Genomic DNA, 11681 nt, shown 5'->3' with positions numbered 1-11681 from the left:
CAACAAGGTGCTGTCCGGGCTGTTCTCGCTCAAGACCGGTTCCCATACCGTCTACCTGGGCCTGCAGCGGGTCAGCGGCGACAGCAAGTGGCTGCGGGTCAACGGCACCAGCGGCGGCACCCTGGCCAACGACAGCTACAACTCCAGCTACGACAACGCCCGGGAGCGCTCCTGGCAACTGCGCTACGACTACAACTTCGTCGGGCTGGGCGTGCCGGGGATGACCTTCATGACCCGCTACATCTCCGGCTCGAACATCCAGGCTGGCGGCCTCGACAACCGCAAGGAGTGGGGCCGCGAGAGCGAGCTGGCCTACGTGGTGCAGAGCGGCGTGGCGAAGAACCTGACCCTGCGCTGGCGGAACTCGACAATCCGCCGCGACTGGGGCAGCAACAACCAGTTCAACGAGCAGCGCCTGATCGTCCAGTACCCGCTGTCGCTGTTCTGAAAGCCCACGATGCAAAACGCCCCCGTTCGGGGGCGTTTGCTCATCCAGGGCCCGGTTACTGCGCCTTGGGCAGCCCGGGCAGGAAGGCGAGGATCGAGTTGGTGTAGCCGCCGTCGACGCAGAGGTTCTGCCCGGTCAGGTAGCGCGAATCCTCGCCGAGCAGGAAGGCCACCACCCCGGCGATGTCCTCCGGCGCGCCGACCCGCCCCAGCGGCACTATCGCATCGCGCCGGACCGCGACCTCGGCATTCTGGTAGACCTTTTCGGTCAGCGGCGTACGCACCATGCCCGGCGACACGCTGTTCACCCGGATGCCCTGTCCAGCCCATTCCTGGGCCATCTGCCGGCAGAGCATGATCAGCGCCGCCTTGCTCGGGGAATAGGCGCCGGCACCGGGCGAGGGATGCATGCCGGCCATCGAGGCCACCGCCACCAGACTGCCGCGACTCTCCGCCAGGGCCGGCTGGGCAGCCCTGGCGAGCAGCCAGTTGGCCCGCACGTTGACCGCGAACAGCCGGTCCCAGGCGGCCGGGTCGTAGTCGAGCAGCGCGCCGCCCTGCATGATCCCGGCGTTCGCCACCAGCCCGTCGAGGCCGCCGCAGAATTCCACCGCCTCGGCCACCAGCCGTGCCGGCGTGGCCGCATCGGCCAGGTCGCCGTACAGCGGCCGGACCTGGACATCCAGCCCACGCAGCTCCGCCACCAGGGCATCGATGGCCTCGCCCGGCTGGCTGGCGCCGACCGCCAGGTGCAGGCCTTGCCCCCGCGCGCGGGCGTCGTGGGCCAGTTTGCGGGCGATACCCGCGCCGATGCCGCGGCTGGCACCCGTGATCAGGACACGCATGTTCTTCTCCTTGTCGTCGTCCAGCAGGTCCGGCAGCCCCTTGAGGGCCGCCGGTCGTTTGAAAGCCAATTCCATGATTCCTTCAGGTCAACCCCATCAGCCTGTCCAGCCGGTCGAGCAGGCGCATCGTCGGCAGGCAGGCGGCGAATGACGACTCGGGCGTGCGCCGCTCGCGGATCGCGGCGAGGAACTCGCCGTCCTGGCGGGCGAAGCCGGTGCCGGCGGGGACCGGCTGCACGACACCCTCGTGGTCCTTCAGCTCGTCGCGGTAGGCATGCAGGGTGGCTTCCTCGCCGATGTAGCGGTAGAAGCCGCCGAACGGCCCACGGTTGTTGAACGACAGCACCAGGCTGGCCATCGCCCCGCGACGCGAGCGCATCCCGATGTTCATGTCCATCGGGATACCCAGTTCGGGATGGCACGGACCGGCGCTGCCCCACACCTCCAGCTCGGCGTCGTCGAGCAGCCAGGCGAACAGGTCGACGCTGTGGCAGGCGTGGTGCCAGAGCAGGCAGTCGGTCCAGCTGCGCGACTGGCCGAACATGTTGCGGTTATCGCGGCGCAGGAAGTACGTCTCGGCCACCAGGTGCTGCAGGTGGAACTCGCCGGCGCGGATGCGCCGCTTCAGCTCCGCGTGAGGCGGACCGAAGCGGCGGGTATGGGCGACCATGCACACGCGGTCCGTGGCCGCCGCCTGCGCGCAGAGGCGCTCGGCATCGGCCAGGTCGAGACTCATGGGGATCTCCGCCGGCACATGCTTGCCGGCGGCGATGGCCTGGGCGGCCTGTCCGGCATGCAGCGGGCTCGGCGTGGCGAGGATCACCGCGTCGATGTCGTCGCGCGCCAGGCAGGCGGCAAAGTCCAGCGAGTGCCCGCGAATGCCCCAGCGCTCGGCGAAGGCGGCGCTGTCGGCCGCCACCCCGCCGGCGAGGCAGACCACCTCGGCGCCCTCGAGCGTCTGCAGGGCCTGCATGTGCAGGGCGGCGATGGCGCCCTCGCCCGCCAGCAGGAGGCGGATCGGCGGGTTCGCGGCCATCGGCTCAGCCCAGCGATTCCACGCCCAGCTCGTCCCACACCTCCTCGGCCAGGTGGAAGGTGGCGTTGGCCGCCGGGATGCCGCAGTAGATGGCGCTCTGCATCAGCACTTCCTTGATCTCGTCGCGGGTCACGCCGTTGTTCTTCGCCGCGCGCAGGTGCAGCTTCAGCTCGCCCTCGCGGTTCATGCCGATCAGCATGGCGATGGTGATCAGGCTGCGGGTGTGGCGCGGCAGCCCCGGACGGGTCCAGATGTCGCCCCAGGCATGCCGGGTGATCATCTCCTGGAACTCCTCGTTGAACGGGGTCAGGTTCTTCAGGCTGCGGTCGACATGGGCGTCGCCGAGCACCGCGCGGCGCACCTGCATGCCGGCTTCGTAGCGTTCTTTTTCATCCATTGCGGTACTCCCGCTCGGCGCGCCAGGAACGGGCCAAGCATTGATAGGGGCAGGTCGTAGGGCGGACAACGCGCGCAGCGCTTGCCCGCCACTGTCTCGGAGGGCAAGGCTTACTTCCTGAGGAAGTCCAGCACCGCCAGGGTAAAGGCCTCGCCGGCCTCGACGTTGGACAGGTGCGCAGCGTGGAACTCGACCAGCTCGGCGCCCTGGATGCACTCCTGCATGAAGCGACCGTGCTCCGGCGTGGTCACTGCGTCTTGGGTACCGCAGACGATCAGCGTCGGCACGGCGACGGCGCCGAGCTGCTCGCGGAAGTCGGCGTCGCGCACCGCTGCGCAGTTGGCGGCGTAGCCCTCGGGCGAGGTCTGCGCCAGCATGCCGACGATGGGCTCGACCTTGCCCGGCTGGGCGGCGGCGAACTCGGCGGTGAACCAGCGCGCGATCGAGGCGTCGCGCAGGTCGCGCATGGCCTGCTGGCCGCCCTTGAGCACGGTGTCGATGCGGCCGTTCCAGACCTCATCGTTGCCGATCTTCGCCGCGGTGTTGCACACCACCAGCTTGTGCAGGCGCTCGCTGGCGTTGACGCCCAGCCACTGGCCAATCAGCCCGCCCATGGACAGGCCGCAGAACGAAGCCTTCTGGATGCCCAGGGCCTCCAGCAGGGCTAGCACGTCGCGTCCGAGCTGCTCGATGCGGTAAGGCCCCGGGCTGACCGCCGAGAGACCGTGACCGCGGGTGTCGTAGCGCAGCACGCGGAAATGTTCGGCGAAGGCCGGGATCTGGGTGTCCCACATGTGCAGGTCGGTGCCCAGGGAGTTGGACAGCACCAGCACCGGCGCGCCCGCGGGGCCGTCGATCTGGTAGTTCAGGGCGCCATCGGCGAGTTGCACGGTCGGCATCTATGACTCCTTAGCAGTGGGTGGCGCGGTGTTCGGCCACGGCACGGGCGACCCAGCGCTGCGCCAGGCCAAGGTAATGGGCGGGATCGAGCAGGCGATCCAGTTCGGCGGCGGACAGCTCGGCGCTCACTTCGGCATTGGCGCCGAGCACCGCGCGCAGGTGGCGGCTTTCGTTGACCGCCTGGCGGCAGCACTGCTCGACCAGGTGGTGGGCGCGCTCGCGGCCGATGCGCTGGGCCAGGGCGATGCTCACCGCCTCGGCGAGCACCAGGCCACGGGTCAGGTCGAGGTTGGCGCGCATGCGCGCGGCGTCCACTTCCAGCCCCGGTAGCAGCAGACGGGCCTGTTGCAGTGCGCCGGAGAGCAGGCAGCACAGCTCGGGCAGGGTTTCCCACTCGGCATGCCAGAGACCGAGGCTGCGCTCGTGCTCCTGGGGCATCGCCGACAGCATGGTGGCGACCAGCCCCGGCGCACGGGTGGCGGCGCCGATCAGCACGGCGGCGCCGACCGGGTTGCGCTTGTGCGGCATGGTCGAGGAACCGCCCTTGCCCGGCGCGGACGGCTCGAACGCCTCGCCGACGTCGGTCTGCATCAGCAGGGACAGATCGCGGCCGAGCTTACCGAGGGTGCCGGCGAGCAGGCCGAGCCAGCCGGCGAACTCGACCAGGCGGTCGCGCTGGGTGTGCCAGGGTTGCTCGGGCAGCGTCAGGTCCAGTTCGCGGGCCAGCGCCTCGGACACCGGCAGGGCGTGCTCGCCCAGGGCGGCCAGGGTGCCGGCGGCGCCGCCGAACTGCAGGACCAGCAGGCGCGGCTTCAATTCGGCCAAGCGCTGGCGCTGGCGGGTCACCGCGCCGAGCAGGCCGGCGAGCTTCATGCCGAGGGTCACCGGGGTGGCGTGCTGCAGCCAGGTGCGCCCGGCCAGCGGAGTGTCGGCGTGGCGCTCGGCCTGCACGGCGAGGTCCTCGGCCAATTGCGCCAGCTCGGTTTCGAACAGCCCGACGGCATCGCGCAGCTGCAGCACCAGGCCGCTGTCCATGGCGTCCTGGCTGGTCGCACCGAGGTGCACGTAGCGCTCGGCCTCGGCATCCACGGCGGCGATCTGCCGGCCGAGGGCCTTGACCAGCGGGATCGCCGAGTTGCCGGCGGTGGCGATGGCCGTGGCCAGCGCGGCGACGTCATAGGCCTCGGCGCGGCAGGCACCGGCAATCGGCGCCACGGCCGCCTCGGGAATCAGCCCGACCTGCGCTTCAGCACGCGCCAGCGCGGCCTCGAAGTCGAGCATGCCCTGCAGCCGCCCGCGGTCGGAAAACACCGCGCGCATCGGCGCGCTGGTGAAGTAGGCATCGAACAGTTGGTTGCTCAAGACGATCATCCTGAAAGCGATGGCAGTACAGCCTAGGTTGGCAGCGCGTACCTGTAGGAGCGGATTGATCCGCGACCGGCGTTCACCCTATCGCGAATGCATTCGCTCCTACAGTTTCGTAGGGTGGAAAACCGCGCCAGCGTTTTCCACCACCCGCTTCCTGGTGGGTAACACTACGCGGTTACCCACCCTACGATGGCCCCGCGCAGGGTCAGACGCGCTCGATGGCCAGGGCCAGACCCTGGCCGACGCCGATGCACATGGCGGCCAGACCCAGCTTGCCGCCGGACTTCTCCAACTGGTGCAGGGCGGTCAGCACCAGGCGCGCGCCGCTCATGCCCAGCGGATGGCCGAGGGCGATGGCGCCGCCGTTGGGGTTGACCCGGGCGTCGTCGTCGGCGATGCCCAGCTCGCGCAGGCAGGCCAGACCCTGGGCGGCGAAGGCTTCGTTGAGCTCGATCACGTCGAAGTCGGCGACCGCCAGGTTCAGGCGCTCGCACAGCTTGCGCACCGCCGGCACCGGGCCGATGCCCATGACGCGCGGCGCGACGCCGGCGCTGGCCATGCCGAGCACCTTGGCGCGGGGCTTGAGGCCGTACTTGGCGACCGCTTCGGCGGAAGCCAGGATCATCGCGGCGGCGCCGTCGTTGATGCCCGAGGCGTTGCCGGCGGTGACGGTCTTGCCCTCGCCGTTGACCGGCTTGAGCTTGGCCAGGGCTTCGGGCGTGGTGTCCGGCCGCGGATGCTCGTCGCTGTCCACCACGGTGTCGCCCTTCTTGCCCTTGATCACCACCGGGACGATTTCCTCGGCGTAGAAACCCTCGGCCTGGGCGCGACCGGCGCGCTGCTGGCTGCGCAGGGCGAAGGCGTCCTGGTCGGCGCGGGAGATGCCATAGTCCTCGGCCACGTTGTCGGCGGTCTGCGGCATGGCTTCCACGCCGTACTGGGCCTTGAGCAACGGGTTGATGAAGCGCCAGCCCATGGTGGTGTCTTCGATCTTCATGTTGCGCGACCAGGCGCCGTCGGCCTTGCCCATCACGAAGGGCGCGCGGCTCATCGACTCGACGCCGCCGGCGATGGCCAGTTCGATCTCGCCGCTGGCGATGGCGCGGAAGGCGGTGCCCACCGCATCCATGCCCGAGGCACACAGGCGGTTGAGGGTCACCCCCGGCACGCTCGGCGGCAGCCCGGCGAGCAGCAGCGACATGCGCGCGACGTTGCGGTTGTCCTCGCCGGCCTGGTTGGCGCAGCCGTAGTACAGGTCATCGATGGCCGCCGGATCGAGCTGCGGGTTGCGCTCGAGCAGGGCCTTGAGCGGAATCGCGCCCAGGTCGTCGGCGCGCACCGCGGCCAGCGCACCGCCGAAGCGGCCGATGGGGGTGCGGACGGCGTCGCAGATGTAGACGTCGCGGCTCATTCTTCACCGCCCAGCTGCCCGTGGGCGGCGGCCGTGCGGGCTTCCAGATCGCGCAGGGCGACCAGCTCGGTCTCGGTCGGCGCCTCGGTCACGGCCAGTTGATCGGCGAAGCGGATCTGCCAGCCGGTGTTCTCGATCACCTGCTCGCGGGTCACGCCCGGGTGCAGGGCGGTGACGACGAACTCGTGGGTGCCGGCTTCCGGCTCCATGATGCACAGGTCGGTGATGATCGCCACCGGACCGGCACCGGGCAGGCCGAGGCGCTTGCGGTGGTCGCCGCCCTCGCCGTGGCCGACCGAGGTGATGAAGGCCAGCTTGTCGACGAAGGTGCGGTGCGACTGCTTGAGGATGATCAACACCTTCTTCGCGCTGCCGGCGATCTCCGGCGCGCCGCCGGCGCCGGGCAGGCGCACCTTGGGCTTGTGGTAGTCGCCGATCACCGTGGTGTTGATGTTGCCGTACTTGTCGACCTGGGCCGCGCCGAGGAAGCCGACGTCGATGCGCCCGCCCTGCAGCCAGTAGCGGAAGATCTCGCCGGTCGGGACCACAGTGTCGGCGGTCTCGGCCAGCTCGCCGTCGCCGATCGACAGCGGCAGCACGGAAGGCTTGGCGCCGATCGGGCCGGATTCGTAGATCAGCACCACTTCCGGAGCGTGGGTCAGGCGCGCCAGGTTGGCGGCCTTGGACGGCAGGCCGATACCGACGAAGCAGACGCTGCCGTTGCCCAGGCGGCGGGCGGCGGCGACGGTCATCATTTCATTGGTGGAGTAAGTCATTATTTGGCCTCCTGGGCGGCCAGCTTGGCCTTGTACTCGGAAAAGTCGGCGGTGCCGCGGATGAACTCGTCGATCCAGGCGGTGAAGCTCTCGCGGCTGCGGGCGATCGGGTCCCAGTCCTGATAGAAGCGGTTATCGCGCTCGGAGTAGCCGTGGGCGTAGGACGGATGGGCGCCGCCGGGCACCAGGCAGACCGCGGCCAGCGCCCAGGTCGGCAGGACGCAGGCGTTCATCGGCGCGTTGAGGTCGTCGACGATCTCCTCGACGGTGACGATGGCGCGCTTGGCGGCCAGTGCGGCTTCCTTCTGTACGCCGAGGATGCCCTGGATCAGCACGTTGCCCTTGCGGTCGGCCCTCTGCGCGTGGATCACGGTGACGTCCGGGCGCACCGAGGGCACTGCGGCCAGCACTTCGCCGGTGAACGGGCAGGTCACGCTCTTGATCACCGGGTTGACCTTCGGCAGGTCGGAGCCGGCGTAGGCGCGCAGCACCGCGAACGGCAGGCCGGAGGCGCCGGCGACGTAGGCATTGGCCAGGTCGGCGTGGCTGTGCTCCTCGATCTCCAGCGGCTGCGGCCAGCCCTTCTCCACCGCATCGCGCAGGCGATGCAGAGACCCCACGCCGGGGTTGCCGCCCCAGGAGAAGATCAGCTTCTTCGCGCAGCCGGCGCCGATCAGCAGGTCGTAGACCAGGTCGGGGGTCATGCGCACCAGGGTCAGGTCTTTCTTGCCCTGGCGGATCAGCTCATGGGAGGCGGCGGTGGGAATCAGGTGGGTGAAGCCTTCGAGGGCGACGGTGTCGCCGTCGTTGACGAAGCGCTGCACCGCTTCACGCAGGGTGATGATCTCGGCCATTGTCGTACTTGCTCTTGTCGGGGATCGGCTGCGCCGGGGGCGGCGCGGTTTCGAGTCAAGTTACGGAGAAGGAAGGGATGGAACAATCCGATAATCGCCAATCCGTTCGTTTATCGAACGGCTTGTGAGACCGCTATCGAACGGCCGGACAGCCGCCAGCATTGCTCGGCGGCCGACTGGACGGAGGGCTGCCAGCCCCTCAGGCGAACAGCTGGGCGCTCAGCTCGCGGCTGGCGCTCAGCATGATCGGCAGGTAGCGCTTTTCCAGCTCGGCGATGGACACCCGCCCGGCATGGGTACTGACGTTCATCGCCGCCAGCACCCGCCCCGAAGAGTCCTGGACCGGCACCGCCAGCGAGCGCAGGCCCTGCTCCAGCTCCTGGTCGACGATGCACCAGCCCTGCCGGCGGACCTGCTGCAGGCACTCCCAGAGCGTCTCGCGGGTATGCAGGGTGCGACTGGTCTTGGGCAGCAGGTCGGCGTGTTCGAGGTATTCCTGCAGGCTGACGTCGTCCAGCGCGGCGAGCAGCACGCGGCCCATCGAGGTGCAGTAGGCCGGCAACCGGCAGCCGACGCTGAGATCGACCGAGATCAGCCGCTGGGGAATCGCCGAACGGGCGATGTAGAGCACCTCCTCGCCCTCCAGGGTGGCCAGGTTGCAGGCCTCGTGGAGCTGTTCGCTGATCCGGTCGAGGTAGGTCTGCGCGGACACCGCCAACGGCGTGGAGGACAGGTAGGCATGACCGAGGGTCAGCACCTTGGGCGTCAGCGAATAGGTGCGCCCGTCGGTGGTGGCGAAACCGAGCTTCATCAGGGTGTGCAAGCAACGGCGCACGGCAGCCCGGGGAATCTCGGTACGGTGGCTGATCTGGGCGATGGTCAGGTGGCGCTTGCGCTCCTGGAAGGCACCGATCACCGCCAGGCCACGAGCCAGGGAGGTCATGAAGTTCGGATCGCCGCTCAGCGCCTCGATGCGCTTGGCGGGGGAAATGTAGGGCGGCGGCGCGAGGGTGGGCACGGCCTGACGCAACTCACTCATGAAGTCTCCTTGGCTGGCTCGCCCCCGAAAAGGGAATGGCAGGGAGAGGCGAACGCGGCATGCTCGATTATCGGCCAGCCGCCGGGCGATCACAATCGAGCGCCCGGCGTCGCGCTAGAAGTCCGCCAGCACCCGCGGCCTGAGCTGGGCCAGGCGGCTGCGGGTGCGCGCGAAGTCCTCGTGGACCCGTTCGCGGCAGAGGTTCTCCAGGCTCGTCTCGCTGCTCAGCAGTAGCTCGACGCCAGCGTCGTAGGCGATGTCGACGAAATTCAAAAAGCGTTGCTGGACGTCCAACGAATGCCGGTCCAGACAGGGCAACCCGCTGATCGCGATGCGCTCGAAACGCTCGCAGAGCCACAGGTAGTCGCGGGTCGAGGACGGCACCGGGAACAGCGCGGCGAAGTCCAGCCAGAGGCTGCGCGCGTCCTGGCCGAGCGGCGCCAGGCTCAGCCGGTTGACTGCCAGCGGCTCCGGCGGCACGGCCAGGCCCAGCTCGCGGCGCCAGTCCTGCAGGCTTTGCGGCGTCTCCGGCCAGTGGTACTGACCCCAGTCGCGGCCGCCGTGGGAGCGGTAGTCGACGCCGCCGTCCAGCTCGACGATGCGCAGGTGCCGCTCGAGCACGCGGATGAACGGCTTGAAGCGCTCGTGATGCAGGGGATTCGGACAGAGCGCCGCCGGCGCATAGTTGGAGGTGATCACCACCCCCACCTGAGCCTTCAGCAGCGCCTCGAGCAGGCGCCCGAGGAGGATCGCGTCGCCGATATCGTGCACGTGGAACTCGTCGAAGCAGAGCAGGCGCACCTCGCCGGCCAGCTCCCCGGCGACCCTCGCCAGGGGATCGGGCTGTCCGGTGTGGGCCAGCAGACGCACCTGCAGCTCCTGCAAAAAGGCGTGGAAGTGCACCCGGCGCTTGGCTGCCAGCGGCGCAGCCTGGAAGAAGCAGTCCATGACGAAGCTCTTGCCGCGCCCCACCCCACCCCACAGGTAGAGGCCGGTGACGGGCCGGCGCAGCCAGCTGCGCCGGCCGCCCAGCAGCTCTTCCAGCCACTCGGCCAGTTGGCCGAGCGCAAACGACTGCGCGGCGTCGGCTTGAAAGCCCGACGCCGCCAGTCGTTGTGCAAAGTGCCGGCGCACCGCTTGCGCGGGCGCCGGTCGGTGCATGACCTCAGAAGTCAAAGAACACCGTTTCCCCTTCGCCCTGGATGCGGATGTCGAAGCGGTAGGCGGTCTTGCCGTCCACTTCGCAGCGCTTGGCGATCAGGGTCTTGCGACGCTCCGGCTGCTCGATCAGGTTCAGCACCGGATCGACGGCATTGGCTTCGACTTCGTCGTCGAAGTAGAGGCGGGTCTGCAGCTGGATGTTGATGCCGCGGGCGAACAGCGACACGCTGATGTGCGGCGCCATCGGTTTGCCGGTGGCGTTCTTCACCACGCCCGGCTTGACGGTCTTCACCGTCCACTCGCCGGCATCGAAGGTGGTCGCGGTGCGGGCGAAGCCGTTGAAGGACTTCTCCAGGTCGTAGGCGGTGTCGTAGACGCCTTCGTGGTTGGCCTGCCAGAGCTCCAGGTAGGAGTCGCGGACCAGGTGGCCGTTACCGTCCAGGACCTTGCCGATCAGGACGATGTGCTCGCCCGGCGCACCCTCCTTGGCCATTTCGTTCCAGATTTCCTGTTCGCGGGTCGGGTTGCCGGCGGCGGCGCCGGCCAGGCCGATGTGCACGTAGGGACCAGCGGTCTGCGAGGGGGTTTCCGGCAGCAGTTCGTATTTCATGGTCGGCTCCTTCTCACTCACTGATTTTCGAAACAGGTCTGGCGCTGGCCACGCAGCACGATGTTGAAACGGTACGCCAGGCAGTCCATGGGCACGTTGCTGCTCAGGTCCAGGCGGCCGATCAGGGTCTCGATGGCGTCCGGGTTGGCGATGGTGCGGACGATCGGGCACTTCGGAATCAGCGGGTCGCCCTCGAAGTACATCTGGGTGATCAGTTTGGTGGAGATCGACGGGCCGCTGATCGACACGTGGATGTGCGACGGACGCCACTCGTTCGGGCCGTTGCGCCACGGGTAGGGACCGGGCTTGACGGTGCGGAAGTAGTAGTAGCCGTTCGCGTCGGTCAGGGTACGGCCGACCCCGCCGAAGTTGGGGTCCAGCGGCGCCAGGTAGCTGTCGTTCTTGTGACGGTAGCGGCCGCCGGCGTTGGCCTGCCACATTTCCACCAGGGTATGCGGAACCGGATTGCCGTACTGGTCGATCACCCGACCGCACATGATGACGCGCTCGCCGACCGGCAGACCGCCGTGGTTGAAGTTGAGCAGCAGGTCGTTGTCGTACTTGCCCATCTTCAGATGGGTGAAGTCCGGACCGGTGGTCTCCGAGAGGGACTGCGGAATGCTGACCAGGGCCTGGCTCGGCGAGCGGGCGATGGTGGTCTTGTAATCCGGGGTATAACCTTTCGGCTGCCAATTCCGGTCACGGGCGACGAAACGGCGGGTATCGAGCTCGGACATCTCAGGCTCCTTGTTCTTGGGATTGTGGAGTCGCTAGAACCGCAAGGCGGCTACGCGAGACGAAGTGTCACACCCGGGAGCCTGGATGGAAATTGAAAAG

The 11681-nt window shown here is 68.7% G+C and carries 13 protein-coding genes; 1 reads left to right on the top strand and 12 read right to left on the bottom strand.

Going from position 1 to position 11681, the window contains the following annotated elements:
• Window positions 1-448: OprD family outer membrane porin (locus BMY22_RS21250; RefSeq protein ID WP_143068584.1), on the top strand; the 448-nt coding region annotated here is incomplete at its 5' end.
• Between the two features lie 55 nt (window positions 449-503).
• Here the strand turns inward: BMY22_RS21250 and BMY22_RS21245 are convergent.
• The 12 genes from BMY22_RS21245 to pcaH form a co-directional block, all read right to left on the bottom strand.
• A complete protein-coding gene (locus BMY22_RS21245) occupies window positions 504-1361 on the bottom strand; it encodes an SDR family NAD(P)-dependent oxidoreductase (protein ID WP_208599364.1) in 858 nt (285 codons plus the stop codon).
• A 13-nt stretch (window positions 1362-1374) separates the two neighbouring features.
• A complete protein-coding gene (locus tag BMY22_RS21240; protein ID WP_090625246.1) occupies window positions 1375-2328 on the bottom strand; it encodes a Gfo/Idh/MocA family oxidoreductase in 954 nt (317 codons plus the stop codon).
• A gap of 4 nt (window positions 2329-2332) precedes the next feature.
• On the bottom strand, window positions 2333-2725 hold the full coding sequence (gene pcaC / locus BMY22_RS21235) for a 4-carboxymuconolactone decarboxylase (RefSeq protein ID WP_090625244.1): 393 nt from the start codon (window positions 2723-2725) through the stop codon (window positions 2333-2335).
• Between the two features lie 110 nt (window positions 2726-2835).
• Window positions 2836-3624, bottom strand: a complete 789-nt coding sequence (gene pcaD, locus BMY22_RS21230) for a 3-oxoadipate enol-lactonase (protein WP_090625243.1) — start codon at window positions 3622-3624, stop codon at window positions 2836-2838.
• 10 nt (window positions 3625-3634) lie between these two features.
• On the bottom strand, window positions 3635-4987 hold the full coding sequence (locus BMY22_RS21225; protein ID WP_090625241.1) for a 3-carboxy-cis,cis-muconate cycloisomerase: 1353 nt from the start codon (window positions 4985-4987) through the stop codon (window positions 3635-3637).
• 211 nt (window positions 4988-5198) lie between these two features.
• Entirely contained in the window at window positions 5199-6404 is a 1206-nt protein-coding gene (pcaF, locus tag BMY22_RS21220; RefSeq protein ID WP_090625240.1) for a 3-oxoadipyl-CoA thiolase, read from the bottom strand.
• Complete coding sequence (locus BMY22_RS21215; RefSeq protein ID WP_090625238.1) at window positions 6401-7183, bottom strand: CoA-transferase subunit beta; 783 nt, start codon at window positions 7181-7183, stop codon at window positions 6401-6403. The genes pcaF and BMY22_RS21215 overlap by 4 nt, the downstream gene beginning before the upstream one ends.
• On the bottom strand, window positions 7180-8034 hold the full coding sequence (locus BMY22_RS21210; RefSeq protein ID WP_090625236.1) for a CoA transferase subunit A: 855 nt from the start codon (window positions 8032-8034) through the stop codon (window positions 7180-7182). The genes BMY22_RS21215 and BMY22_RS21210 overlap by 4 nt, the downstream gene beginning before the upstream one ends.
• Window positions 8035-8233: 199 nt before the next feature.
• Window positions 8234-9073, bottom strand: coding sequence for an IclR family transcriptional regulator (locus BMY22_RS21205; RefSeq protein WP_090625235.1), 840 nt, complete (start codon window positions 9071-9073; stop codon window positions 8234-8236).
• A 114-nt stretch (window positions 9074-9187) separates the two neighbouring features.
• Window positions 9188-10234 carry a cell division protein ZapE gene (zapE, locus tag BMY22_RS21200; RefSeq protein WP_090625233.1) on the bottom strand — a complete coding sequence of 349 codons (1047 nt, stop codon included), beginning with the start codon at window positions 10232-10234 and terminating at the stop codon, window positions 9188-9190.
• 4 nt (window positions 10235-10238) lie between these two features.
• On the bottom strand, window positions 10239-10844 hold the full coding sequence (pcaG, locus tag BMY22_RS21195; protein WP_090622042.1) for a protocatechuate 3,4-dioxygenase subunit alpha: 606 nt from the start codon (window positions 10842-10844) through the stop codon (window positions 10239-10241).
• A 17-nt stretch (window positions 10845-10861) separates the two neighbouring features.
• Entirely contained in the window at window positions 10862-11581 is a 720-nt protein-coding gene (gene pcaH / locus BMY22_RS21190) for a protocatechuate 3,4-dioxygenase subunit beta (protein ID WP_090622044.1), read from the bottom strand.
• Window positions 11582-11681 lie beyond the last annotated feature (100 nt).

This window comes from Azotobacter beijerinckii, assembly GCF_900110885.1.
Lineage (GTDB): Bacteria > Pseudomonadota > Gammaproteobacteria > Pseudomonadales > Pseudomonadaceae > Azotobacter > Azotobacter beijerinckii.
Note: the sequence above shows the minus strand (reverse complement) of the source record. Positions and strands in the feature narration are given on the sequence as shown.